Here is a 25,098-nt window from a genome sequence, read left to right as displayed (position 1 = left end):
AAGCCCGAGATGCCCGCAGCGTACAAGGGCCTGGGCTACCACGAGCTCAACGCGATGCTGAACCTGTACGGCCCCAATGGCGAGATCCAGTTCGAGGCCGACCGTGAGGCTGCGCACCAGTACTTCCTGCAGCACGTCAACAACAACACGGTGTTCTTCCACGACCTGGAAGAGAAGCTCGAGTACCTGGTCAAGAACGACTACTACGAGCGCGAAACGCTGGACCAGTACACGATGAACTTCATCCGTGAGCTGTTCAACCGCGCATACAAGAAGAAGTTCCGTTTCGAGACCTTCCTGGGCGCGTTCAAGTTCTACACGTCCTACACGCTGAAGACGTTCGACGGCAAGCGTTTCCTGGAGCGCTATGAGGACCGCGTCTGCATGGTTGCCCTGCACCTGGCCCGCGGCAACGAGCAGCTTGCCCTGCAGATGGTGGACGAGATCATCGAAGGCCGCTTCCAGCCGGCCACCCCCACCTTCCTGAACGCCGGCAAGAAGCAGCGCGGCGAGCTGGTCTCCTGCTTCCTGCTCCGCATCGAAGACAACATGGAGTCGATCGGCCGCTCCATCAACTCCGCACTGCAGCTGTCCAAGCGCGGCGGCGGCGTGGCCTTCGCGCTGACCAACATCCGCGAGGTGGGCGCACCCATCAAGCAGATCGAGAACCAGTCCTCCGGCGTCATCCCCGTGATGAAGCTCCTCGAAGACAGCTTCTCCTACGCCAACCAGCTCGGTGCCCGCCAGGGTGCCGGCGCCGTGTACCTGCACGCGCACCACCCGGACATCTACCGGTTCCTGGACACCAAGCGCGAGAACGCGGACGAGAAGATCCGCATCAAGACCCTCTCGCTGGGCGTTGTCATCCCGGACATCACGTTCGAGCTGGCCAAGCGTGACGAGGACATGTACCTGTTCTCCCCGTACGACGTCGAACGCGTCTACGGCATGCCGTTCTCCGACGTCTCGGTCACCGAGAAGTACTACGAGATGGTGGACGACTCCCGGATCAAGAAGACCAAGATCAAGGCGCGCGAGTTCTTCCAGACCCTCGCCGAGATCCAGTTCGAGTCCGGCTACCCGTACATCATGTTCGAGGACACCGTGAACCGGGCCAACCCGATTGACGGCAAGATCATCATGTCCAACCTGTGCTCCGAGATCCTCCAGGTCTCCCAGCCCACCACGTACAACGATGACCTGTCCTACGATGACACCGGCAAGGACATCTCCTGCAACCTGGGCTCGCTGAACATTGCGAAGACCATGGACTCGCCGGACTTCGGCCTGACCATCGAGACGGCCATCCGGTCCCTCTCGGCAGTGTCCGACATGTCCAACATCACCTCGGTGCCGTCCATTGCCAAGGGCAACGATCAGAGCCACGCCATCGGCCTGGGCCAGATGAACCTGCACGGCTACCTGGCGCGTGAGCGGGTGCACTACGGTTCCGAAGAGGGCCTGGACTTCACCAACATCTACTTCTACTCGGTGGTGTACCACGCGGTCCGTGCGTCCAACCTGCTGGCCATCGAGACCGGCCAGACCTTCGGCGGGTTCGAGAAGTCCAAGTACGCCTCCGGTGAGTTCTTTGACAAGTACACGGAGCAGGAATGGGTTCCACAGACCGAGAAGGTTGCGGAGCTGTTCAAGAACGTGCACATCCCCACGCAGGCTGACTGGCTGGCGCTGAAGGCTTCGGTCATGGAGCACGGCATCTACAACCAGAACCTGCAGGCTGTTCCGCCCACGGGCTCGATCTCCTACATCAACAACTCCACCTCCTCGATCCACCCGGTGGCGTCCAAGATCGAGATCCGCAAGGAAGGCAAGCTGGGCCGCGTGTACTACCCGGCGCCGTACCTCACCAACGACAACCTGGAGTACTACCAGGATGCGTACGAAATCGGCTACGAGAAGGTCATCGACACCTACGCCGCTGCCACCCAGCACGTGGACCAGGGCCTGTCCCTGACGCTGTTCTTCAAGGACACCGCCACCACGCGCGACATCAACAAGGCCCAGATCTACGCCTGGAAGAAGGGCATCAAGACCATCTACTACATCCGTCTCCGCCAGCTCGCGCTGGAAGGGACTGAGGTTGAGGGCTGCGTTTCCTGCATGCTTTAATCTTCAACTAAATGTGCCAGTACGACGGCGGGTGCCCGCCCGCCGTCGTACGCTTTAACTTAGAGAAACCCACCCAACGCTTAGGGGATGACATGACCGAGAAGGTCAAGCTGCTTAGCCACGTCGAGGCCATCAACTGGAACCGGATCCAGGACGACAAGGACGTGGACGTCTGGAACCGACTGGTCAACAACTTCTGGCTGCCGGAGAAGGTGCCGCTGTCCAATGACGTCCAGTCGTGGAATACGCTGACGCCGGCGGAGCAGCAGCTCACCATGCGCGTGTTCACGGGCCTCACCCTGCTGGACACTGTGCAGGCAACTGTCGGCGCCGTCTCCCTGATTCCGGATGCGCTCACCCCGCACGAGGAAGCCGTCTACACGAACATCGCGTTCATGGAGTCAGTGCACGCCAAGAGCTACTCCTCCATCTTCTCCACGCTGGCCTCCACCAAGGAGATCGACGAGGCGTTCCGCTGGTCCACCGAGAACGAGAACCTTCAGAAGAAGGCCCAGATCGTCATGGACTACTACCAGGGCGACGACCCCCTGAAGCGGAAGGTGGCCTCCACCCTGCTGGAGAGCTTCCTCTTCTACTCAGGCTTCTACCTGCCCATGTACTGGTCCTCACGCGCCAAGCTGACGAACACGGCTGACCTGATCCGCCTGATCATCCGCGACGAGGCAGTGCACGGCTACTACATCGGCTACAAGTTCCAGCGTGGCCTGGAGGCTGTATCCCCGGAGCGTCGCCAGGAAATCAAGGACTACACGTTCGAGCTGCTCTTTGAGCTGTACGAAAACGAAGTCCAGTACACGCATGATCTCTACGATGGTGTTGGCCTGGCCGAGGACGTCAAGAAGTTCCTGCACTACAACGCCAACAAGGCCCTGATGAACCTGGGCTACGAGGCCATGTTCCCGGCGTCCGTCACCGATGTGAACCCGGCCATCCTCTCGGCGCTATCTCCGAATGCTGACGAGAACCACGACTTCTTTAGCGGGTCCGGTTCGTCGTATGTGATCGGCAAGGCTGTCAACACCGAAGATGAGGACTGGGACTTCTAAGAGTTTCCGTCTGAGGCCCGCCCGAAGGGCTGGTCAAGGCCCGGACCCGCGTGATGCGCGGGTTCGGGCCTCTTTCGTGCCTTGTTTTGCAGAGGCTGCGGTTCCTGCTCAGAACAGCGGCCAGGGCACCGCCGACATCTGACCGCTTGGAGCGGGGAACCGGCCAGCAAGGCGCAACCGGGCGCAGCGCGCGGCGAGCGACGCAATTTCTTCGGCGTTGAGCAGGTCTGCCAGGTTTCGGCCCAGCTCACCTTCCAGTCCTGCGCTGACACGGTCGATGCCCTCGAGTTCCTGGGCCGTCAGGGCGTCTCCCAGCCAGCCCCACAGCACCGTGCGCAGCTTGTGGTCGCGGTGGAAGGTAAGCCCGTGGTCCACACCGTGCCGGTGCCCTCCTGACATGGCGAGGATGTGGTCGCCTTTGCGGTCGGCGTTGTTCACCACGACGTCGAACACCGCCATGCGTCTGAGCGCCGGAGAGTCCTCGTGGATGAGGGCGACCATCCGTCCGGTCTCATCCTGACCCTCGAGGACGTGTTTCCAACCGGTCTCCGGTACGTCGTCCGACGCAACGAGGTTCACCGCGTTCTGGTCGGGGTCTCTCTCCTGCCAGAGCTGCACCATCCCTTCGCCTAGCGGACCATCCCGCAGCCAGGTGCGGGGCACCACGTTCCAGCCGAGGACCTCCGAGACCAGATAGGCGGCAACCTCCCGGTGGGCCAGGACGCCGTCGGGAAAATCCCACAGCGGTTTTTCCCCGGCTATCGGCTTGTAGACAACCATGGTGTCGCCGATGCTGCCCACGAAAGTGGCGTTGGACGCCGTCGTAATACGCCCGGTGAGCGTCAGCGCGGCCGCTACCAGGTCCGGCGCCGGCATCAGGCCTCGGGCAAAGTGCAGACGTGCCCGTCGGCGTCTACGGGGTAACCGCAGAGCGGGCACGCTGGGCGCCCGGCGCCCACAACCTCCCGCGTGCGCTTAGCAAATGCGCGGGCGGTGCCAACGGGCATCCGCACCAGCAGCATTTCGGGCACCTCGGCGTCATCCTCATCTGGCGATTCGTCGTCACTTTCAGCGTCGACATCGGTGATCGGGTAGGCCTCGATCACCACCTGCGCCGTCGTCGGGTCCCACCCTAAGCCCATGGCGCCGGTCCGAAACTGCTCCTCAACGGCCTCGAGCCCGTCATTGTCAACCAGTTCGATGGGAGTGCTGGTGGGAACGCTGTGAGGGTTGCCCTCGACGGTGAGAAGCTGGTCGAGGATTTCGTCGATCTTCTCCGCGAGCAGGGCGGACTGCTGCTTCTCCATGGCGATGCTGACGATCTGGTTCCCTGCCCGCACCTGCAGGTAGAACGTCCGAGCCCCCGGAAGGCCAATGGTGCCGACGACGACCCGATCAGGCCAGTCGAACTCATGAACACGTGTAGGCATAAGAGCATTTTAGGCACAGGCGCCTCATGGCGCCTGTTGCCCTGCACCGCCGCCCACCGGCGCGTCGGCAGAAGGGATGCTGTTCGACAGCCACGACAGGTCCCCGGCCTCGGTGTTGGTTGCGTAAACGCTTGGCCGGGTGCCGCTGTAGCGCACGATCGATACGGAGGCAGGGCTCACGTTGATGCGCTGGAACAGGTCGAGGTGCATGCCCAGCGCGTCGGCAAGGATTGATTTGATGACGTCACCGTGGCTCACCGCGGCCCATACGGCTCCTGGCCCGTACTCGGCTTCGAAGGCGGCATCGTGGCGTCGAATGGCTGCCACCGCCCGAGCCTGCATCCCGGCCATGGACTCACCGCCGGGAAAGATGACGGCGGACGGCTGCGATTGCACAGCAGCCCACAGATCTTCGGTTGCGAGATCAGTGAGCGTGCGGCCCTGCCACTGGCCGTAATCGCACTCGGTAAGATCGGGTTCCAACGGTGCGTAAGGGGTGCCGGCCTGGCGGTCGAGGATGAGCTGGGCGGTTTGCTGACAACGCTCGAGGGGGCTCGATACCACCCCTGCTAAGGGCACTGCCGCGAGCCGCTCTCCGGTCAGAGCCGCCTGCTCGCGGCCAGTCTGGTCAAGGCTGACGCCGGCAGCCCGGCCGGCCAGCAGTCCAGTGGCATTGGCTGTGGTGCGGCCGTGCCGCACGAGGATTACTGTCGCCATTGACCCAGCCTATCCACCCGCTCGATGGCAGCGCCCACCCGGACCCATCAAAATCTGCCGGTCACAGCTTACTCACGGTGATAGTGCACCCACCAAGAAGACCACCGGGGGAGTAGTGACCGGGCCGGGGCAAGGATTGAACGGGTCTTCCCTGGTCCACTCCAGATCGTTCACCTGCTCGGCAAGCACCGGGCCGTCCTCAGCGAGGACGCGCAGGGTGATATGGCTTGGTACCGGACCAAGGATGAAGGTGAACCGCCAGGTGTCCTCGCCCTGCCTGCTGCCGATGTAGCGGGTGTCGGGGTAGGTGGGCGGCGGAATACTTGGGCCGGGTGCGGGGGAGAATCCTCCACCGGGCAGCTGTATCCAATGGTCGGTGACCGCGATGGAAGGGGCTGGGGCCGCAGTGGGTTCCGGCGCCGAGCACCCCTCGTCCGTGCACAGCTGGACGTCGTCGACAGCCTCCGCACCGCCTTGAACGGTCACTTCGAGGGTGCTGACGTAGCCAATGGCGGGACACGCCGTACTGCAGCCGGCGGCGGCCGGCAGCGTGACCGCGATCACCGCGGCGACGCCCAGGATCCCCCAACCCGTTTTCATGGATGCAGTCTATGGCTGGAAGGTGTTCGCCGGTCACATTCGGAAAACAAGCGTCCCCGGTGCAGCGTCCCACCAATGCGGTTATGGTGATTTCACCACGTGTATGCGTGACCTGGGAGCAGCGGGCAGGGTTGTAATGAGCTGGCAGAACCGCCCGCGACCCAAGGAATTTCATGAACGTGTTCACCTCCCGGCCAACAGGCGTCTTCCCGTGGTAGCCGGAACCTCCCACGCAAGGCTGCGCCGGAAGAGGATCCGGCATCCCCGGTTCGCAATAGGGGAGAGGGTGAGCTTTCTGGACGCCGGCCTTTCCGGCACGGGCGTCGTGGATGCCATGACGGGCGACTACTCCATTGTCTGGATCTGGGCTGACGGCGGTCTTGGCCGGCGAATGTTCTTCCAGGGCTGCGGCAGTATCATCGCCTCCCTTGAGGACCAGCCGGAGTGAGCAGTGGGGCGTTACCGTCCGCCTTCATCTGTTGCCGGGACGGGGCGTGTCACACGCACCCCGCCAACTGCCCCCGTCCACGGAGTATCACCGGGCCCGGGAAGGACGAGGTGCGCGAAAACGTAGCCCTGCTCGAGTTCTATGACTTTCGAAGTGGCCCCAGCACAATCCAGCGTGAGCTCCAGAGGCTGGAAGGGCGCGCCAGGATGCTCCTGGCCGACGGAAACCTTGGCCCCTGTTGCACCAACACAGGCAGCGGTGACGGTGTACTTCCCGGCCGCCGGCACCTTTTCCATTGTTCCAAAGCCCCTGACCGGCCCATCCAGTGGCCCCTCCTCAAAAAGGATGGCGGGTCCCGGTACTGCCTTGAGCAGCCGGTCCAGCTCACCATAGTTCTTGACCTCCCGCTCCAGGACCAGCGGGTCGACATTAACCGGCGGGGACGCAGCCGACGCATCAGGGGCGGTGGTTGGCTTGTTCAATGAATCAGTGCCACCTGGTGGCGGATACCCCGGCTCAGGGTAGTCATAGGAGCACCCCGCCAGAGTGATCAGCGAGCACGCGGCAAGCGCAACCAGATGTCGCGTGTCCCTCGCTTCCATGGTCGTACCAGGTCCTGCCGGTCAGGCCGGCTGCCAACTCACCGGGAGTGCCTTCAGTCCGTAGACAATGGTGCTGTCCATTCGTTGCAGGTGAACGCCCTGTTCCATGGAAAGCCCGGGCAAACGGGCCAGCAGGGCCTCTAGGACGATCCTGGCTTCTAGCCGGGCCAGCGGCGCGCCGAGGCAGAAGTGAATGCCGTGGCCGAATGCCAGATGACGGTTCTGGCCGCGGTCAACATTGAACTCGGCGGGCCGCTGGAATTGCCGCTCATCGCGGTTGGCGGAGCCTATCCAGGCCACGACCGGTGCGCCGGCGGGAATGACTTCGTCTCCCAGGGCAGTCTCCGCGACAGTCAGCCGATACATGGACTGGACCGGCGATCGAAAACGCAGCACCTCTTCGATGGTCTGGGGCAGCAGGGCGGGTTCCCTCAGCAGGCGGTCCATGGTGCCGGGGTTCTCAGTCAGGCACAAAACGGCGTTGCCGATCAGGTTGGTGGTGGTCTCATTGCCTGCGACAAGCAGCAAAGCGCAAAAACCGAGCAGTTCCGGCACCGTCAGTTTCTGGCCGTCAATCTCCGCTCCCAGCAGGGTGCTGATCAGGTCATGTCCCGGCCGGCTCCTGCGTTCGTCGATCAGGGCCAGGAAGTACTGGGTCATCTCCATGTTTGCGGCAATGTGGTTCTCGCTGGCCGACCCGCTCCGCGTTTGGCTGACAATCACATCGGACCACTGTTTGAAGCGCTCACGGTCCTGGGCGGGGATGCCCATGAGTTCGGAAATCACTATGACAGGCAACGGGTAGGCCAACTCTTTAATCAGGTCGGCGCTGCCCCGGGCCGCGATTCCCCCCAGAAGCTCGTCCGTGAGCCCGGCAATGCGGGGCGCCAGTGCGTCCACCGCTTTGGGAGTGAACGCCTGGGTGACCAGGGAACGCAGCTGCCTGTGCCTTGGGGGATCTGTGGCGATCAGGCTTGAGGCGAACAGTTGGCCCGTCCCCGAAGCATCGTCACCGCCCATGTGCGAGGAGAACGTCGCATATTCGGACAATGTCCGCTGAACGTCGTCGTACCGGAAGACGTGCCAACTCCCCGATTGTTCGTCGTAATGGACGGGGGCGGTTTCCCGCATGTGTTCGTAGTGGGGGAAAGGGTCGAGCTGATATTCAGGGGACGTGCTGAAATCCATGGCTGGCCTCTCTGCTCGCCTGGGACTCTTCGGCTCCACGGACGCCGTGCCTCAGCCGGTTGGAGCGTGGAACCCTGATTTTAGCCACTGCCAGCTCCCGGGTCATTAGCCGGCGTTGGCCCCGTTGATTCCAAATCACTGCCTACTGGTGCAGGCGCTCCCGCCAGTTTGCCGGTACCTTGTCTGCCGGTGCGGGTGCCGGCTGCTCCGGTGGCCTGGACTGGGGATCCGGAAGCCTTGGTCCGCGGAAGAACTTCTTTGTGGTGTGTTCGTAGAACCAGGCCTCCCCAGGTTCAAAGGACCTCATCACGGGGTGACCGGCGGTGCGCGCGTGGGCACTGGCGTGCTGTGAGGGTGAGGAGTCGCAGCATCCGATGTGGCCACATTGGGCGCAGCGGCGAAGATGCAGCCACCATCCTGGGCCGTCGCCGCTGAGGCACTCCAGGCACCCCGTTCCGCTGGGTGTGGCGGTAAGGCTGATTCCCGGGATAGGGCGGTCCTCCATGGGCTCCTCCACTTCCATCGCTCCGGTCCTGTCCAGGTCATGCTGCCGGCCCGTCGTCGGGAGCCATTCTGGCAGAATCTCCGCATCTTTGGAATGACAGAATCCCGGCCGCCGGCGGGCTTAATGCAGCCTCGGCCCCGGTAAGGAAGGACCTTCGCGGAGGTGTGCAGGACCCCTTGTCGCTAGTGTCCTACCGCGAGTATCGTGAGCGCCACCGAACCATTGAACCGGAAAGACGGCGGCCATGGATGACTCGGTTCCGATCATGCTGATTGCTACCCCAGACCCGGATTCCCGGCGCATTCTTGGGGATGAATTACGCCGGCGCTACGGTGCCGACTACGAGGTGGTGGCCTGCGCCGGCCACGCCCACGGGCGGGCCGTGCTCGAGGGGCTTCGGCGCTGGAACCGGCCGGTGGCCCTCATACTCGGGTGCTACGGACCCGCCGACCGCGGCGGCCTCGATTTCCTTCGTCGTGCTTATGGCTTTCATCCGGCCGCCAAGCGCGTGGTTGTGGTGACGTGGGGTGACTTCGCCAGCGCCCCGACAGTGTTCCGGGCGATCGGGCAGGGGCATGCGGAATTGCTGATCATCCGGCCTGAACGCCCGCGCGACGAAGAATTCCACGGGGCGATCACCGACGCCCTCGACGACTGGCACCTGGCCCAGGGGGTGGGGTTCGAGGCGGTCCGGCTGATCGGGGGGATAGGCGACGAAAGGACCCATGCGCTGCGCGACTCGCTGAGCCGAAACCACATCCCCGTGGGCTTCCATCCTGCCGGGTCCGAGACTGCCGAACGGACACTGGAGGGCCTGGGCCTGCGCGACCCCGTGCTGCCGGTCCTGGTGCTGCAGTTCACCGCGTCGCTCATTGTCCTCCAGAACCCCAGTGACCTGGAGATCGCCGAAGCGATGGGGGTGACGCGACCGCCACCGGCGGACAAGATCTTCGATGTGGTGGTTGTGGGCGCCGGTCCTTCCGGCCTTGCCACCGCCGTATATGCCTCCTCCGAGGGCCTTGCCACCCTGGTGGTGGAGGGGGAAGCTGTTGGCGGCCAGGCCGGCACCAGTTCGTTGATCCGCAACTACCCTGGCTTCTCCCGCGGTGTGAGTGGCGCCCACCTGGCCTACCGCTCGTTTCACCAGGCCTGGACTTTGGGCACGGACTTCCTGTTCTTACGGAAGGTGGAAGGTCTGGACGCGGATGGTGCCCTGTACGCTGTGTCGATCTCCGACGGCAGCGTGGTGCGGTGCCGCACAGTGGTGGTTGCCACCGGCGTGGACTACCGCCGCCTTGGCATACCCCAGCTCGAGGATCTGGTGGGCAGGGGCGTCTTTTATGGAGCCACAGTCTCGGAGGCGCCGTCGATGGCCGGAAAAAACGTCTGCGTTGTGGGTGGCGGCAACTCGGCCGGACAAGCGGTCCTGCACCTCGCAAAGTTCGCGAAGAAGGTGACGCTGCTGGTTCGCGGACCCACTCTGTCGGTCAGTATGTCCGAATACCTCATCTCCCAGCTTGAGGCCACCCGAAACGTGGCGATCCGCTATGGGGCCGTGATAGCGGGGGCCCGTGATCGGGACGGATTCCTTGCCGCCGTCAAGGTCGCGGCAGCCGGAACCCCCGACGCAATCCCGGCCGAGGAGATCGAAGCGGGCGGCTTGTTTGTTCTCATCGGATCGGTGCCCCGGACCTCCTGGCTGCCCGACACAGTGGAGCGCGACCCGGCCGGTTTTCTGCGCACGGGGGCCAACCGGGATGCCAGTGGCACCGGGCCGAAGCCGGACAGGCTTCCGTTGGCGCTGGAAACCAGCATGCCCGGCCTATTCGCGATCGGGGACGTGCGGGCCGGTTCGATCAAAAGAGTAGCCACCGCCGTGGGGGATGGCGCCACCGTGGTCTCGATGCTCCACACTTATCTGGCCGAACACCCCCTTCCCACTTCGCAAGCTGCACCTGCTGAGGAAGCCGTACGCGAGGAGTTGCCCGGTGATGTCCGCTTCAACTGAGGCCACACCGTTGATTCCTGCAATGCGGCGGCTGCTCTACGTCGCCGCATTCCTGGTGTTTCTTGCCGGACTGGTGCTGTTCGTGTTTCCGCTGCGGACGGCGGAATGGTTCGCCTGGACAGTCAATCCGCCTATGACCGCAGTCTTCCTCGGGGCGGCATACTGGTCCGCCGCCGGCCTGGAGGTGACGGGTGCCCGGTCAGCGAGTTGGGACTCAGCGAGGCTGGCAGTCTGGCCCGTGTTCGTCTTTACCACGCTTACTCTCGGAGTCACCCTGCTTCACCTTGACCGCTTCCACCTGTCGGCAGACAGTGGTTTCCTCGCCCAGGTAGCCACCTGGGCGTGGCTGGCAATCTATGCAATCGTGCCCGTGGCCATGCTGGCGATCAGCTGGATTCAGATCCGCGCCCTTCGTAGCGTCCCAGGGTCCGTGACGGCGGGACGGCCGGTACTGCCCCCTGCGCTCCGCCTGCTCATGGTGGCAATTGCCGGGGTGCTGCTGATCTATGGTGTGGCGCTCCTGGCAGTACCCGCCTATGCTGCGGCGTGGTGGCCGTGGACACTGTCCGAGCTCACAGCGAGGGCGGTTGGAGCGTGGCTGGTCGGCCTTGGGTGGTCAGCCGCGCAGGGCCAGCTCAGCGGCGACCTCCGCACTGTCCGTCCCGTGGCACTGACCTCCGTTGCCTTCGTCATTCTTCAGGTAATTGCCCTGCTGCGGTATGGCGGCGCCCTGGCATGGACGAGTGCGCAGGCGATCGGCTTCGTCGCGGTACTGCTCGCCATTGGTGTGGCCGGTGGATGGGCACTCGTTTTGTCCCGTTCGCCGCGCGTCCAGGCTAGGTGAGCGGAATTCCCGCCTTGGCTTGCTCTTTCTCTTGCGTCCGCCGCTCAGCGCGTTGCTTGATGCCCAACAGCATCGCGCGGTCCATGACCAGGTAGGCCGGCTGAAGCAGGAAATCCAGGAAGCGCAGCGCTGCGCGCCGGCCCGGGCTGCTGCGCGTACGCAGCAGCAGCCGCGTCGCGCCGTCGTCGGCAGCGTGGAGGATAAACTGCCACGTGCCGGTTACCGTGCCTGCCGGGGCGCCCGGGCTTGCGTCGAGAACGAGGTGCCGCTCCCTCTCCAACTCCACCACCCGGGGCCCCATACGCCCTCCGGGGTAACGCGCGGGCGTGAAGGCAATAATGTCGCCTACTGCGAGGTCCTGCCACTCCGGGTGGATCCGGTCTGCGTTGGTGACGCCCAGATGGAGCAGCCCGTTCTCAACCCACGTGTACGAGTACAGTCCAGCCCGGTCAACCCCCATCTGCACCAGCCACGGCCAGACCTGCCCGGGCGGCGCGGCGATGGTCACGGCCATCGTCTGCACGGAGCCGGGTTCAGGGATCAGGTGATCGCCTGGAAGGGGCATACTTACTTCTGACCCGGCAGCACCCCACTTGCCTAAAATACGGGGCAGCACGCCGTGCGTAAGGACACCGGCAGCTGCAGCAGTCCCCACGGTTCCCGGAATCCAGCGCCCCGGAGTGCGCGCCGTTCTGCGGTGGTCCGGGGTTCGAAGTGGAAGCATCTTCGTGTCTCCTACGGTGAGTGGCGTCCGGGGACCCTACGGAAACGGTGGACACCGCCATGGAAATCCTGGATGCCCTGAGACTACGGCCCGGCCGGCCCGGAACCCAGAGCCCAAGGTCCCTTTGGAACGGACGCGGCTGCCAGGGCGCAGATGCACCACGGCACCGTGCTCGGGTGCCGGATTAGAACTTTTGGTCCGGGACCCGCGTCGTCCCAGGTGAAATGGCTTACTATCGAACTCACGTCGAAACCGGCTTATTCGATGACATCTCGATGCGGACCCAGGAAAGCGAACCGGGACGCCAGCCGTTGGGGGCGGTCCAGGTCCTGGCCCGAACTAATCCTGGGGGAGCCTGATGGTGCAGCACCGACCGAACAAGCATGATTGTACTGTCCACACCGCTGATGTTCTGCACCGTCTTGAACTCCTCGTGCCGTGCATTCCAGGGGAGGATCTCAGTCCGGTTGGTGCGGCGGAGCTGGCGGACTGGATCGATGTGGAGCTCGAGGCCGAACCCGAGATTGCCGGCCACGGCTGGCAGGTGGGCCTGGGCGATGAAGTTGGCCTGCTTGTCCGCCCCGACCACGACGATCTGGCCGAACTCCTGGGCGGGCAGGCCGGCGTCCGCTCGGTCGTCCAGCTCGATCGGGAGGTGTTCGCCGTTGACGCGCCCCGGTTGTGCGCTGATGGACTGCGCGCAGCCGTGATGCAGGCTGTCGCAGCTGCCAACGCCAGGGCGCATGATCCCTCTGTCGCGGAGCAGCTGGATGTCCCGGCCGGAGGCGGCGCCACCCCGGACATCTCAGCAACTATGTCCCATCCGCCGCAGCCGGTGGAACTTGAAGAGGATGATGACCTGTGCCGGCTGGTTTGCGGGGACGCCGCCAGCGGTGGCCGGCGGGTTCAAGTGTGGGTCAACATGAACGGCATCCTTATCCTGCCCGCTGGAACCATCCCGCACGGTCCGTTGGACCAGGGCGAGAATCCCCGCTTTCAGCGCGCCACCGTGACGCCGGCGCGTGCCGTCAGGCTTGCCAAGCAACACGCAGGGCGGTGGATCCCGTATGCCTACCTCGGCAATCTCCGGCTCCGCCGGCCCGGCCTGGTACGCCGCCGGTGGTCGGCCACCGTTGTGGAGCGGGACGGCTCTTCTATGCCCTTGAGCTGGCGGGGAACGCGTCCACACGCACTGTTGCTGTGGGGGTACGTTGTGGCCCGGCGCGGGCTCGGCGCGGCGGACGGGCTGCCCTAGAAGGGACGTGGCGGGAGGCTGCGAAGCGTTGATAATTCACGCTTCCGCAAGAAGTGGTCAACGTCCTGTCAATATTCCGGAAGCATTCAGGAACCGGACCGTCAGCCGCTGTTTTTCGAACCCTTCCGGATCTACGCTGTCCAGCATCCGAAAGTTTGGGAGACGGCCATGGGCGCTGATGCCACACCACTGCTGTTGGGCGAGCGGGTTCCCGGGCAGGCAGTGCTTGAAGAGCTGATGGCGCTCCAAAGCCGCGTTCCGCCCCGCAACTGGCTGCAGCGGGTCTTTGGTGCCAGCCCGCTCAGACCGGAAACCATCACGTGGTACAAAGGAGCGCTCGGCGAGATCGCCGTCGGGCAGATCCTTGAGGGGCTCGGTCCCGAGTGGCTGGTCCTGCATGCAGTGCCGGTGGGCACAGGCTCCGCGGATATAGACCACGTGCTGGTGGGGCCGGCGGGAGTCTTTACCTTGAACACCAAGAATCACTCCGGCCAGCCCGTGTGGGTGGCGGGGCGGGCGCTCCTGGTTGCGGGCAAGAGGACACGGCACCTTCTTTGCTCTGGGCACGAAGCCGCCCGGGCAGCAAAGCTTCTGAGCGCGGCGGCTGGCGCCCCTGTCGAGGTGACCGGCGTCGTCGTCATCGTCAACCCGAAGAAGCTAACCATCAAAGCGCGGCCCGAGCGCGTGGCTGTGGTGAGGGAGGCGCGGCTCCTTGCCTGGCTGCGCCAGATGCCGCCCGTGCTGGGCACGGAGCAGGTGGCACAGATAGCGCAGGCGGCTGTCCGGCCGGGGACCTGGTGCCGGCAGCCTCCTGCCACCACCGATCTGCCGGCCCTTCAGCGCAGCTTCACTGCCCTCCGGCTGCTTGTGGACCAGGCACGACGGCGGCAGGCGGCCTGGTCGTTAGGCGTTCCGGCCATCGGGTTTGTGATGCTGGCTAACAGCGCACAGTGGGGCGCCGCAATCCTCCAGGGCCTCGGCGGGCCCTGAACCAGCCGGGACGTTGGCCTCTGGATGCGGTAGGGGAGTGCCGCTCAGACTGGGGTGATGCAAGCCCACCTGCGTTGGAGCGTTGTGCTCATATCCGCTGCTACGATCGCCGCTTACGCCCGGTTTGTGCGTCCCTGGCAGCTCCACTGGGGTGCGACGCCGGAAGAAGTCTCGCGAGCTTTGCCCGGAGATGACCTCGTGCTGAGGCCAACGTTCAACGCCACGCGGGCCATCACGGTCGGCGCGCCACCGGAGCAGATCTGGCCGTGGCTGGTCCAGGCCGGACTTACCCGGGCCGGTTGGTGCAGCTACGACATCCTCGACAACCTGGGCCGTCCAAGCGCGCGCCGCATCATTCCCGAACTCCAGAAGCTCGCCGTGGGCGACATCGTGCCGATGAGTCCCGACGGCAAGCACGGCATGCCAGTCCAGGCGATGGACGCACCGAAGTCCATGATCTGGGGTACGCCCGGTGACACCACCTGGACGTGGCAACTCGACCCTTGTTCGGACGGTTCAACGCGGTTAATCAGCCGCGTTCGTTCGCGGTACCGGTGGCTCTCGCCCACTATCGCTTTCTCCCTCTTGCTTGAGTTCGGCGACTTCTGGATGATGCGCAAAATGCTGCTGAACCTCCGCGACCGGGCTGAATCAATCGGCTCTGGATGATGAGGTACACCAGGTCTAGATTGGTGCTTGGCTTATGCAGCGGGCCCGCCACAGCGAAACGAGGAGGGGACCATGAGCCCCACGCCAAAACAACCGATCACAGATGACAGCATCCAAGTCCGGCAGGTCAACCATTACCAGTTCAGCTGGGTGGCCGGAGACGCAGGAAAGCCTGGTACGTGGACCCTTCAGCTGGTCCTCGACCAAGGGGCCTGGGAAGAAGTGCTCACGCTCGACGCCGAAGATGCCGAGGTCCTCCATGGCCTCCTGAAACGGTCAGACACCGTCTACTACGATGTGCGGCGGCGGACCCTGATGTTTGGAACCACACAAGCTGGGCAGTGATGAGCCCAGCGCTTGTTGCCCTGCCGGTGGGATTTGAACGGTTCCACCGGCGGGACTTCATCAACTACCAGCTCAACCGCGCCCACGCCCTGGGCTTTGCGGACCGGGATGAGCTGCTCGGCGCTGCCACACACATACGGGGGATGGAGGACTGTGCCGCCGTGTTCGAGGGCTTGTCCAACCGGGCCGCAGCCGAGGACCGGCACCGGCAGGCAGCAGGTTACGCGAGGATCGCGGAGTTCTTCACGCCGCCACGGTCAGTGGAGAAAGCGGACCGCTACCGCCGCTACCTGCAGCTCTTTGACACGGCATTCGGCGCCGGACTGACACGTCACAGCATCCCCTACGGCCGGGCGTCGCTGCCGGCCTATGCGCTTCCGGCATCCGGCACACGAACCGGCGGTACGGTGCTGGTGCATGGCGGTTTCGACTCCCTGATCGAGGAATTCTTCCCCGTCTGCCAGCGGATCGCGGACGCCGGATTCCACGTGGTTGCCTTCGAAGGTCCGGGCCAAGGCGGTGCCCGGACACTGAATGGGCTCACCTTCGACCACGACTGGGAAAAGCCGGTGGGGGCGGTATTGGACCACTTCCGGCTCGGCCAGGCTGCCCTGGTGGGAATCTCGATGGGCGGTTACTGGGCATTGCGTGCCGCAGGACGCGAGCCCCGCATCCAGCGTGTAGTGGCCTGGCCGCCGGTCTATGACTGGCTCTACAGGGTGCCGAGCGTGGCGCGCGGCCCGATCCGTGCCATGGTGCGGCACCGCGGCTTCATGCGGTGGAGCGTACGCACCCGTGCCCGGTTGTTTCCCACCCTCCGCGCAGTGGTGGACCAGGTGCTGTACATGCTGGACAGCAACGATCCGGCGGACGTCGCCGAATGGTTCCTGGGAATGAACAAGGAACACCTGGGCAGCGGCCGCGTGAACCAGGACGTGCTGCTGATGTGCGGCGAACATGACGCCTTCCAGCCGCCGGGACTGGCCCGGGCGCAGGCAAAGGCGCTGGTGGCTGCCCGAAGCGTGACCACGCGCACATTCACCCGGGCCGAGCACGCCGACCGGCACTGCCAGATGGGAAACCTGGAGCTTGCCTGCGGGGTACTGACCGCCTGGCTGCGGGCCGTTGACACGAGCTCAGCCGAAACGTCCCCAGCCTGAGGACAGGCGGTCCTGAACACCGGGACCACCTGCCCGCTTCAGCGTCCGACGACGTCGAGCGCCACGAGGTGCGCGCCCTCACCTTCCGCGAAGACCGCCAGGGCCGTGCTCGCCTCTGCAGGGAACACAAGGTCCGTGATGGTGGCGAGCCCGTCCTGGGCGAAGACCTCCACTGAGCAGCGGTCCAAATAGATCTTCAGTCGGAGGCGGCCATCCTGCAGCGGCACCGCGACGGCTTCAACGGAAGGGAAGCTGTGGTGGAAGCCGGCCTGTCCCGACTCCCGCCGGTCCAGGCGGAGCAAGCCCTCCTCCACGTCGTAGCTGAGGACGGTGCGTTCCGCTCTGCCAGCCCGGACCAGCAGCCCCACGCTGTTTGCTGTGCCCGGCTCGAATTCGACGTCAATACGGGCAACGGCTGCTGAGGCCGGAAGCTCGAGGACACCAGGAGGCAAGGGCCGCGGGCCGCAGCGGACGCCGGGTGATATCGCCCCTTCGAAAGGATCGATGGCAGCCTGGCGCAGCACCACTTTTCCGTCCAGCCTGGCCAGCGAGACTTCCCGCGGCAGCGACATCGCGCTTCGCCAGCCGCCGGTGGGTGTGGAGCCGGCATAGTCCCAGTTGTTCATCCAGCCGATCATGATCCGCCGGCCGTCAGCGATCCCGCTGAAGGAGACCGCAGCGTAGTAGTCGCGGCCCCAGTCCAGCCAGCCGTACTCCCGCATGAGGCTGCCGTCCTGTTGGAGGCCCTCGGTGACGGTGGATCCGGAACGGAACGCCACGCCGTCGAACTCTCCCAGGAAGTACTGCCCCGCCGAGCCGCCGGCGATGCCCCCAGGGTTGATGTTCACAATAAGGACCCACCGGCTGTCCGCCGGATTCCCGTCCACGGGCAGTTCGAAGAGGTCCGGGCACTCCCAGACCCCGCCGGTGGCGTTGGCCGGTCCGAACGTGCTGAGGTACTCCCAGGACTTCAGGTCCGCCGACTTGTACAGGACCACCTGGCGCTCCACCGCCTCAACGGCGACCATGACCCAGTAACTGCCGGCACCGCCGTCGTACCGGAAAACCTTCGGGTCCCGGAAGTCCGCGGACGCGCGGTCCAGGACGGGATTGCCGGAGTACTTGGTCCAGGTGGTGCCCTCGTCGAGGCTGTAGGCCAGCGACTGCGCCTGGCGGCCGCCCAGCGGCGAGGCGTCGCTGTAGGCGCTGGTGTAAATAGCCACCAGCGGAGGATTGCCCGCCGTGCCCAGCCCGCTGGTGTTGTGCTGGTCAAACACGGCTGAGCCGGAGAAGATGGCCTCACGCTCGTCGCACGGGATGGCCACCGGCTGCTCTTCCCAAGAGAGCAGGTCGCGGGAGGTTGCGTGGCCCCAAGACATGTTGCCCCAGTCCGGGCCGAACGGGTTGTGCTGGTAGAAGAGGTGGTACGTGCCGTTCAGGTACACCATCCCGTTGGGATCGTTCAGCCAGTTCCGTTCTGAGGTGAAGTGCCACTCGGGCCGGAAGGGGTCCGCCGCGGAACTGGCTGGAGTGGCGGGACCGGCGGTCCCTGCGGCGGAAGCGGACGGTGCCCCGGCCGTCGTCGTCAATACATCCATGCTCAGCCCTTCACACCGCTGGAGGCGATGCTGTTGACGAACGAACGCTGGAAGGCGATGAAGAGCACCACCACCGGAACGGTGATGAGCGACGCGTACGCCATGACTTCGCCCCATGAGACGTTCAGCTGGAAGAAGTACTGGATGCCGATCATCACCGGGCGCAGCTCTTCCGACTGGACCACCATCAGCGGCCAGAGGTAGGAGTTCCAGGCCGGCAGGAACGTCAGGATCGCCACGGTGGCGGTGGCCGGACCGGACAGCGGCATGACCACCTGGCGGTAGATCTTGAACCAGCCAGCGCCGTCGATCCGGGCGGCCTCGTCGAGTTCCTTGGGGATGGACTCGAAGTACTGGTGGAACAGGTAGATCGAGAAGGCGTTGGCGATGAACGGGATGATCTGGACCTGGTAGGTGTCCAGCCAGCCCTTGGAGAATTCAAGGCTGAAGCCGTTCAGCTCGAAGTAGGGGAGCTGGTTGACCCACCACACCAGCGGCAGGGCCAGGGTCTGGAAGGGAACAATCAGAGTGGCCAGGATCGCTGTGAACACGATCTTCTTGCCTCGGACCTGCATACGGGACAGGGCGAAGGCGCAAAGGCTGTTGACGAAGATGCCCAGGATGACCGTGACGGCGGAGACGCCCACGGAGTTGAGCAGGAAGCGTGCGGCCGGGACGCGGTCGAACACGGCTGCGTAGTTGTCGAAGGAAATGTTGCCCACCGGCAGGAACGCGGCCAGGGAGGACATGTCGCCGAAGATCTGCTGATCCGGCTTCAGTGAGGACACCAGCATAAAGACGATGGGGAACGCGGCGACGACGGCGAAGAGGATGCGCACCAGCATGGTGCCCGCGTCTTTCAGGAACAGTTGGTTTTTCATGTCAGTCTTTCTCCCGCGTGAGGTGGCGCTGCACCGCGGACACGATCAGCACAAGGACGAAGAACACCAGCGAGATCGCGGAGGCGTAGGAGGTTTCCTGCTGCCGGTAGCCGGACTGGACAGCCTCGTAAATGATGGTGGTGGTCGAGTCCATCGGACCGCCTTGGGTCATCACGCTGATCTGGTCGAAGAGGCCAAGGGCCTGGATGGTGATGGTCACGAGGACCAGGCTGCGGGTGTGGAAGAGGCCCGGCCAGGTGACGTAGCGGAACTGCTGCCAGCGGCTGGTGCCGTCCAGCTGCGACGCCTCGTACAGTTCGCCGGAGATGCCCTGGAGCCCGGCCAGCCAGATGATCATGTGGAAGCCGGCCGCCTGCCAGATGGACAGGATGATGATGGCCGGCATTGCCGTGTTCGGGTCACCGAGCCAGTCCGGGCCGTCGATCAGGCCGAAGCTGACCGCGGAGAGGATCTCGTTGATCAGGCCGTCCTTGCGGTACATGAACAGCCACAGCAGCGAGACCACCACCATGGAGGTGACCACGGGCAGGAAGTACACGGTGCGGAAGAAATTGACGCCGCGGAACTTCTTGTTGATCAGCAGCGCCATCACCAGGGCCAGGCCGGACTGCACCGGCACAATCACCACGGTGAAGTAGGCGACGTTGAGCAGGGCCCGGTAGAACGTGGGGTCCGAGAAGAGGCGGGCGAAGTTGTCCACGCCCACGAACTCGACCGGACGGGGCGAGATGAGGCGTGCGTTGGTGAAGGCCAGGCCGAAGCCGAGGATGGCCGGGATGAAGATGAAGGCCAGCAGCAGCACTGCCGCCGGAGCGATCATGCCCCACCCGCTGAGCTGCTCGCGGCGGAAGCCGGGGCGGCTGTGGGTCTTGGGGGCCTTGCCTTTCGCGTTCGACGGCGGCGGGGCAGTTTCAGGCGTGGCTGGACTTGGGCGTGTGGGAAGGGAAGCAGTTGCCATGGGGGTCTCCGTAGGTCGGGCTGCCGGGTGGCTGCGGCGCGTTGCGGCGCCGCAGCCATCCGGCGTGCTCCGGCTAGTTCTTGTAGCCGCCGTTGGACTTGATGTTGGCGTCGATCGCCTTCACGGCGCTGTCCAGCGTGGACTGGGGGTCGGCCCCGTTCAGGATGTCCTGGGTGGCCTTGCCGAACTCGGTGGCAATGAAGGGGTAGGCGGGTGTTTCAGGACGCATGACAGCGTATTCCCGGGAGAAGTCCATGAAGATCCGGTTGGCACCGCCCTCGGCAAAGCTGGGAATCTGGGCCGCAGCCTCCTCGCTGGCCGGAATGGCGCCGGTGGCCTTGGCCACCGCGGCGATGTTTTCCGGCTTCAGCGAATACGCCAGATAGTCCATGGCTGCGCCGGTATCGGTGCAGCCGCTGGTGACGCCCCACTGCCAGGATGCGCCGCCGATCTTCGGGCCCTGGCCGAGGTCCACCGGCGGCATGACCACAAGGTCGTCACCGAGGGTCTCCTTGGCCTTCTCCCCAGCCCATGAGCCGGTGTACACGATGGCGCTCTTGTTGTTCAGGAAGTCCTGGGTGGAATCCTTGCCGCTCTTCTTGGCCATGAACCCTTCGTCGGCAAGCCCGTGGAACCAGTTGGCCCACTCCACTGCTTCGTCACCGTTCAGCTCACCCTCGGCACTCTGGAAACCGTCGCGGTTCACCAGGTCGCCGCCAAAGGACTGCAGGAAGGGGGAGTAGGCGTACGGGAGCCATTCACCGGTGCCGGCCGTGCCGAGGTCCAGCGGGTGCTCCCACTTGCCCAGGGCCTTCAGCTTGCTGAGGGCATCCTGGAACTCTTCCTTGGTCCAGGGCTGTTCAATTGTGGCAACCCGGACACCTGCCGCCTCCAGGTCTGAGGCACGTGCCATCATGGCCAGGGCGACGTCGTAGTAGCCCACCGCGTAGGGCTTGCCATCCCATTCAGCCACGGTGCTGGGCAGGTGCTTGGACAGGTCCGTGCCCAGTTCGAGGGGTTCCAGGTACCCGGCCCAGGCCCAGTTGGGCACGTTCGGGCCGTCGATGTCCACAATGCAGGGGAGGTTGCCGGCGGCGGCCGCGGAGACCACGGAATCGTTGTAGGAGTCCTGGGGGAAGGCCTGGACTTTGACCTTCACCTTGTCCTGGCTGCTGTTGTAGGAATCGACGATTCCCTGCACCGCGGCCAGCTCCTCCGGGTTGCCGGCGTTGTGGGTCCAGAGGGCAATTTCGCCGGATCCTTCCGTGGAAGAGGAGGCGCTGCCTTTGCCGCAGCCGGCGAGGGTGGCGGTGAGGGCGGCAGCGGCTATGCTGGTCGCCAGGATCCTGGTGAGCTTCTTGTTCATGGGTCGGTCTTTCTGCTTGGACAGCGGGGGATTGATGCGGGGTCCTGCAGGGAACGCGGCCGCTGCAACGGCTGCGTTCCCGTTTTTGTGGGAGATGTGGAGAGTGACGGTGCCAGTAGCTGGACCGGCTGTGCCGGTCAGCCCTTGGGCGGAGCGACGGACTGCCGCTCAACCAGTGGGCACGGGATTTTTTCGTGGGTTCGGGGCGCTTCGGGGTTTTCGAGTTCGTTGAGGAGCTTCAGGACTGCCCACCGGCCCATCTCGTAGTGGGGGAGTGCCATGGTGGACAGGCCGGGCCAGAGCCCATCGGCGATGAGCTCAAGGTTGTCCACGCCGACCACCGAAACATCCTCCGGGACGCGAAGGCCCAGGTGGCCGGCGGCCTGGTACGCGCCCATGGCCATCTGGTCGTTGAAGCAGAACAGCGCGGTGGGACGCTCCGGCCTCGACAGCAGGTCCAGCGCCGCTTCCCGCCCACCCGCTGTGCTGGAATGGCCCGCAACAACAAACTCCTCGGGCAGCCGGAGCCCGTGGCGGTCCAGGGCTGCCCGGAAGCCTGCGAGCCGTCCGTGGGCGGCAGGAATATCGTCCTCGTTGTTGATCATGGCGATCCGGCGGTGCCCCGCCGCGACCAGCAGCTCGGCGGCGGAGTCACCGGCGCCGAACTCGTCCGGCACCACGGAGGACAGCCCGGGGTTGTCCGAGGTGGCATCCAGCACGATGGTGGGCACTGCCCGGAGCTCCTCGGGGACGGATACCTGCTGGTTGAACATGCGCGCGAAGATGATGCCGTCCACCTGGTGCTGCTGCAGTGCCCGGATCTCCTGGCGCTCGAGTTCGTTGTCCAGGCCGGAGTTGACCACCATCAGCAGGTGCCCGTGTTCGGAGGCGGCGTCCTGCGCACCCTGGATCATCGCACCGGCAAAAGGGGTGGTGGTGATTTCGTCGCTGACAAGGCCAAGGATCTGGGAGCGCTGGTTGCGCAGCCCGCTTGCCAGCCGGTTCGGGGCGTAGCCGAGATCGCCGGCCACGGCCTTGATGTGCTCCACGGTCCGGGCGTTGACCCGGGAGCTGTGCGCTTCACTCAGGGCGTGCGACACAGTGGTCACGGAGACGCCTGCGGCTTTCGCCACGTCCCGGATGTTTACCTTTGTCGCCATTGACTTCGTTCCTTTGCAAAACGTTTTGTATGTTGCTTGCATCACTATATGCAAAACGTTTTGCAGCCGTCAAGCTTTCTGGCGGATTCCGCTGCCGGCTACTTCGCGCAGACGGGGACCAAAAGCCCTTTTCCCCGGGGTAAGCCAGCCCGCATCTTCCCGGAAAATTTCCCTTGACAGGCACAGAACAGGGGACTCTCATCAAAGAAGGACGTGCATCAGAGAGGGGGTGGCGGCCGTGCCTGCCATCCAAACTACTTCCGCACAGCAGTCACGGCTCCGGGCCGGAGCCGCGCTGATGGCACTCGCCGGGCTGGCCTTCGTGGGGTACGCCGCAGTCTTCCTGGCTCTCAACTTTTCGGGCGCCTTCCTGGAGCTGGGCATCGGCCCCGAACAGGTGGACAAGAGCAGGGCGGAGGTTCAGGCGTTCAGCCCCCAGCTGTACCACTACATTAGCCACCTGCACATTGCGCTCAGCGGCTTCATCGCTGCCACCGGGCTGGCTATCGCAGCCTTGTCCTGGTTCGGGGTGCGGCGGGGGGAACGGTGGGCCTTCGCCGCAACCGTCACCATCACGGCCGTCAGCCTCGCGGTGTCCCTCCCGGCGCACTACCCGCGGGGCCTGGCAACGCTGGGACACCTGGGCCCGGTTTACCTTGCGGTCCTCATATTCCTGGCGGGGGCCGCCATGGCCTACAGCGGAATGCGAAACATGACGGTCGAAGCAGCTGAAAGCCGCTGACAGACGGTCTTTGTGCCCTGCGCAGGGACGTACCTGGCGTGCAACACTTTGCGGATGAGCAGCCCACGCAAGCTGGTTCCCCTGGAGGAGCATCACCGCCCGGGCAGGGCCCTGCACCCGGACAGCCCGTGGGTCAGGGTGGTCCGGCTGCTGGTAGGCGGGTTCGTGCTCGCTGCCCTCGTGCAGAAGACCTACGATGCCACCCTGGCGGGCAACGACGTCGACATCTTCCAGCTGTATTCGGAATTCACCGTCCAGGCGAACCTCGGCCTCGGGCTCCTGCTGATCGCATCGGCGGCATGGCCGGCAGCCAGGCTTCCGCGTTGGTGGGACCAGCTCTTCGGCGCGTTCGTCCTCTACCTGGTGATGACGGGACTCATCTACATTGTCCTCGTGGCGCCGCCGGGTGAACCCTGGTGGAGCTGGGACCTGTACTGGCCGCAGATGGCCCACCACCGCCTGGCTCCGCTGTATGTTCTCCTCGATTGGCTCCTGGTCACGAGGACGGTGCGCGGTCCTTGGTGGCGGCCCCTGGCGTGGCTTGCCTACCCGGTGGCCTTCCTCATCTTTTCGTGGGTGCGGGGTTCCATGGACGGCTGGTACGTCTACGACTTCCTGGATCCCACGCTTGAGGGCGGCTGGCCTGCTGCCCTGGCGTCCGTAGCGCGGGTTCTAGTTGCCTTCCTGGTGATCGCGGCCCTGGTTCATCTTGCCGGCAACGCGCGCGCCGCACTCGCCCTTGGACGCCTCCGGCGCGAAGGCCCGGCAACCTAACGCCGGGGCTCCTGCCGGTGAACCGGCGGTCCTTCAAGAATCCTCCGCGCATCGTCCTGGGCTTGGAGGGCAAGGTCGCTGACCACCTGGCCCCTCAGGTGGCCGGAGGCGGAAATGATGTGCCGGAGCTCAGACACGGTGCGCGGCGGGCCGGCACTGCTGTGTGCCAGGGAGTGGCAGTTGGGGCACAGCGGCACGAGGTCGGCAACGGGATCCAGCTGGTACCCGCTCCCCAGCAGCTCCGGCGGCACCACGTGGTGTACATCAATCGACCCGGAGCCGGCGTCGCCATAAAAGACCTCGAAGGAAAACCCGCAGGCGGCGCAGGAGGTGCCATGGAACGCCAGGCACACCCGGCGGGCGTCCGGGTTCCGCTCATAGCGGTTCACGTCGAGCGTGCTGACAGTGTCCGGCGGGCAGGTCCCCGAAACAACGTGCGGAAAACCGGTCGCCGCGGGCCCGAGGTCCCGCCACAGACGGCGAAGGCCCGGCTCCTCATGGCCAGGAACGGCAACGCCTGGGCGCTGAATCGCCTCACCCCAGGGAATCCCGGCGGCTGCTGCGCGGAGGGCATCCTGGCGGACCTGCTCACCGAGGGGGAGCAGCGCGTCGAACAGGATGCTGACGTGCCACTCGGCGGCGCTGTCTCCGGGCAGCGTCTGGTACGGCTCGGACATGACCACCCCGTGGCCGATCAGCCCGGTGCCTGCGTCGCTGCTTCCCTGGACGAACAGCCAGGCTTCAGTTCCTGCGGTGACGTTGAGTGGCTGGTCAGCGCTCCAGCGCTGCAGAAACCTTCCGGACTCCGCCACGAGGTCGACGGCGTCACGGTAGTCCCAGCGTCCGGATCCGGTGGGGTTCCATCCAAGAATTACTGCAGCCACTACTCACCCAATCCAGCACACACGTGCGTTGG

Annotated in this window: 26 protein-coding genes; 12 read left to right on the top strand and 14 right to left on the bottom strand. The window is 64.9% G+C overall.

The annotated features are described in order from the left end of the window. Positions 1–9: 9 nt before the first annotated feature. A complete protein-coding gene (gene nrdE / locus ABRP28_RS06305; protein WP_188808735.1) occupies positions 10–2,130 on the top strand; it encodes a class 1b ribonucleoside-diphosphate reductase subunit alpha in 2,121 nt (706 codons plus the stop codon). Positions 2,131–2,222: 92 nt separating this feature from the next. Beyond that, positions 2,223–3,197, top strand: a complete 975-nt coding sequence (gene nrdF, locus ABRP28_RS06300) for a class 1b ribonucleoside-diphosphate reductase subunit beta (protein ID WP_066276547.1) — start codon at positions 2,223–2,225, stop codon at positions 3,195–3,197. A gap of 108 nt (positions 3,198–3,305) precedes the next feature. Here the strand turns inward: nrdF and ABRP28_RS06295 are convergent, their stop codons facing one another. The 4 genes from ABRP28_RS06295 to ABRP28_RS06280 all read right to left on the bottom strand — a co-directional run bounded on the left by ABRP28_RS06295 (position 3,306) and on the right by ABRP28_RS06280 (position 5,944). Then, positions 3,306–4,073, bottom strand: coding sequence for an SCO1664 family protein (locus ABRP28_RS06295; protein WP_350002474.1), 768 nt, complete (start codon positions 4,071–4,073; stop codon positions 3,306–3,308). After that, positions 4,073–4,627: a DUF3090 domain-containing protein gene (locus tag ABRP28_RS06290; RefSeq protein WP_350002473.1), complete on the bottom strand. Its 555-nt coding sequence runs from the start codon at positions 4,625–4,627 to the stop codon at positions 4,073–4,075. Before ABRP28_RS06290 ends, ABRP28_RS06295 begins: the two co-directional genes overlap by 1 nt. 24 nt (positions 4,628–4,651) lie before the next feature. Then, complete coding sequence (locus ABRP28_RS06285; RefSeq protein ID WP_350002472.1) at positions 4,652–5,344, bottom strand: histidine phosphatase family protein; 693 nt, start codon at positions 5,342–5,344, stop codon at positions 4,652–4,654. 72 nt (positions 5,345–5,416) lie between these two features. After that, positions 5,417–5,944: a hypothetical protein gene (locus ABRP28_RS06280; protein ID WP_350002471.1), complete on the bottom strand. Its 528-nt coding sequence runs from the start codon at positions 5,942–5,944 to the stop codon at positions 5,417–5,419. A 286-nt stretch (positions 5,945–6,230) separates the two neighbouring features. Here ABRP28_RS06280 and ABRP28_RS06275 point away from each other — a divergent pair, with 286 nt between their 5' ends. Further along, positions 6,231–6,392, top strand: coding sequence for a hypothetical protein (locus ABRP28_RS06275; protein WP_350002470.1), 162 nt, complete (start codon positions 6,231–6,233; stop codon positions 6,390–6,392). A gap of 11 nt (positions 6,393–6,403) precedes the next feature. Here ABRP28_RS06275 and ABRP28_RS06270 read toward each other — a convergent pair whose 3' ends face one another. The 3 genes from ABRP28_RS06270 to ABRP28_RS06260 form a co-directional block, all read right to left on the bottom strand. Further along, positions 6,404–6,874 carry a hypothetical protein gene (locus tag ABRP28_RS06270; protein ID WP_350002469.1) on the bottom strand — a complete coding sequence of 157 codons (471 nt, stop codon included), beginning with the start codon at positions 6,872–6,874 and terminating at the stop codon, positions 6,404–6,406. A gap of 141 nt (positions 6,875–7,015) precedes the next feature. Continuing rightward, positions 7,016–8,182 carry a cytochrome P450 gene (locus ABRP28_RS06265; RefSeq protein WP_350002468.1) on the bottom strand — a complete coding sequence of 389 codons (1,167 nt, stop codon included), beginning with the start codon at positions 8,180–8,182 and terminating at the stop codon, positions 7,016–7,018. A gap of 142 nt (positions 8,183–8,324) precedes the next feature. Next, positions 8,325–8,687, bottom strand: a complete 363-nt coding sequence (locus tag ABRP28_RS06260) for a UBP-type zinc finger domain-containing protein (RefSeq protein WP_350002657.1) — start codon at positions 8,685–8,687, stop codon at positions 8,325–8,327. Between the two features lie 244 nt (positions 8,688–8,931). Here ABRP28_RS06260 and ABRP28_RS06255 point away from each other — a divergent pair, with 244 nt between their 5' ends. Then, a complete protein-coding gene (locus ABRP28_RS06255; protein WP_350002467.1) occupies positions 8,932–10,695 on the top strand; it encodes an FAD-dependent oxidoreductase in 1,764 nt (587 codons plus the stop codon). Next, positions 10,679–11,539, top strand: coding sequence for a hypothetical protein (locus tag ABRP28_RS06250; protein ID WP_350002466.1), 861 nt, complete (start codon positions 10,679–10,681; stop codon positions 11,537–11,539). The genes ABRP28_RS06255 and ABRP28_RS06250 overlap by 17 nt, the downstream gene beginning before the upstream one ends. Here ABRP28_RS06250 and ABRP28_RS06245 read toward each other — a convergent pair. Beyond that, positions 11,532–12,104: a hypothetical protein gene (locus tag ABRP28_RS06245; protein ID WP_350002465.1), complete on the bottom strand. Its 573-nt coding sequence runs from the start codon at positions 12,102–12,104 to the stop codon at positions 11,532–11,534. The genes ABRP28_RS06250 and ABRP28_RS06245 overlap by 8 nt on opposite strands. Positions 12,105–12,696: 592 nt before the next feature. Between ABRP28_RS06245 and ABRP28_RS06240 the strand changes: the two genes are divergently transcribed. The 5 genes from ABRP28_RS06240 (at position 12,697) to ABRP28_RS06220 (ending at position 16,682) form a co-directional block, all read left to right on the top strand. Next, complete coding sequence (locus ABRP28_RS06240) at positions 12,697–13,518, top strand: hypothetical protein (protein WP_350002464.1); 822 nt, start codon at positions 12,697–12,699, stop codon at positions 13,516–13,518. A gap of 168 nt (positions 13,519–13,686) precedes the next feature. Further along, the gene (locus ABRP28_RS06235) at positions 13,687–14,508 is read left to right on the top strand and encodes a nuclease-related domain-containing protein (protein WP_350002463.1); all 822 of its coding nucleotides are present in this window, start codon (positions 13,687–13,689) and stop codon (positions 14,506–14,508) included. Between the two features lie 198 nt (positions 14,509–14,706). Continuing rightward, positions 14,707–15,177: a hypothetical protein gene (locus ABRP28_RS06230; protein ID WP_374152938.1), complete on the top strand. Its 471-nt coding sequence runs from the start codon at positions 14,707–14,709 to the stop codon at positions 15,175–15,177. A 72-nt stretch (positions 15,178–15,249) separates the two neighbouring features. Next, positions 15,250–15,522 carry a hypothetical protein gene (locus ABRP28_RS06225; protein ID WP_066276524.1) on the top strand — a complete coding sequence of 91 codons (273 nt, stop codon included), beginning with the start codon at positions 15,250–15,252 and terminating at the stop codon, positions 15,520–15,522. Further along, positions 15,522–16,682, top strand: a complete 1,161-nt coding sequence (locus tag ABRP28_RS06220; RefSeq protein WP_350002461.1) for an alpha/beta fold hydrolase — start codon at positions 15,522–15,524, stop codon at positions 16,680–16,682. Before ABRP28_RS06225 ends, ABRP28_RS06220 begins: the two co-directional genes overlap by 1 nt. Positions 16,683–16,720: 38 nt before the next feature. Here ABRP28_RS06220 and ABRP28_RS06215 read toward each other — a convergent pair whose 3' ends face one another. From ABRP28_RS06215 to ABRP28_RS06195, 5 genes are all read right to left on the bottom strand, one after another. Next, positions 16,721–18,280, bottom strand: coding sequence for a glycoside hydrolase family 32 protein (locus ABRP28_RS06215; RefSeq protein ID WP_350002460.1), 1,560 nt, complete (start codon positions 18,278–18,280; stop codon positions 16,721–16,723). Positions 18,281–18,282: 2 nt separating this feature from the next. Further along, entirely contained in the window at positions 18,283–19,161 is an 879-nt protein-coding gene (locus ABRP28_RS06210; RefSeq protein ID WP_066276517.1) for a carbohydrate ABC transporter permease, read from the bottom strand. Between the two features lies 1 nt (position 19,162). Beyond that, positions 19,163–20,140 carry a sugar ABC transporter permease gene (locus ABRP28_RS06205; RefSeq protein ID WP_350002459.1) on the bottom strand — a complete coding sequence of 326 codons (978 nt, stop codon included), beginning with the start codon at positions 20,138–20,140 and terminating at the stop codon, positions 19,163–19,165. A gap of 73 nt (positions 20,141–20,213) precedes the next feature. After that, positions 20,214–21,506, bottom strand: a complete 1,293-nt coding sequence (locus ABRP28_RS06200; protein ID WP_350002458.1) for a sugar ABC transporter substrate-binding protein — start codon at positions 21,504–21,506, stop codon at positions 20,214–20,216. A gap of 137 nt (positions 21,507–21,643) precedes the next feature. After that, positions 21,644–22,666 (bottom strand): LacI family DNA-binding transcriptional regulator, encoded by a 1,023-nt coding sequence (locus ABRP28_RS06195; RefSeq protein ID WP_350002457.1) that lies wholly within the window; start codon positions 22,664–22,666, stop codon positions 21,644–21,646. Between the two features lie 238 nt (positions 22,667–22,904). Between ABRP28_RS06195 and ABRP28_RS06190 the strand changes: the two genes are divergently transcribed. Together ABRP28_RS06190 and ABRP28_RS06185 are read left to right on the top strand one after the other, a co-directional pair. Continuing rightward, entirely contained in the window at positions 22,905–23,408 is a 504-nt protein-coding gene (locus ABRP28_RS06190) for a hypothetical protein (RefSeq protein WP_350002456.1), read from the top strand. 54 nt (positions 23,409–23,462) lie between these two features. After that, complete coding sequence (locus ABRP28_RS06185) at positions 23,463–24,182, top strand: Pr6Pr family membrane protein (RefSeq protein WP_350002455.1); 720 nt, start codon at positions 23,463–23,465, stop codon at positions 24,180–24,182. On the opposite strand, the gene ABRP28_RS06180 is transcribed toward ABRP28_RS06185, so the two are convergent. Further along, positions 24,179–25,066: an HNH endonuclease gene (locus ABRP28_RS06180; RefSeq protein ID WP_350002454.1), complete on the bottom strand. Its 888-nt coding sequence runs from the start codon at positions 25,064–25,066 to the stop codon at positions 24,179–24,181. The two genes, ABRP28_RS06185 and ABRP28_RS06180, sit on opposite strands and share 4 nt — an antisense overlap. Positions 25,067–25,098: the final 32 nt, after the last annotated feature.

The sequence above is a fragment of the Pseudarthrobacter sp. WHRI 8279 genome (assembly GCF_040224115.2).
GTDB lineage: Bacteria > Actinomycetota > Actinomycetes > Actinomycetales > Micrococcaceae > Arthrobacter.
Note: the sequence above shows the minus strand (reverse complement) of the source record. Positions and strands in the feature narration are given on the sequence as shown.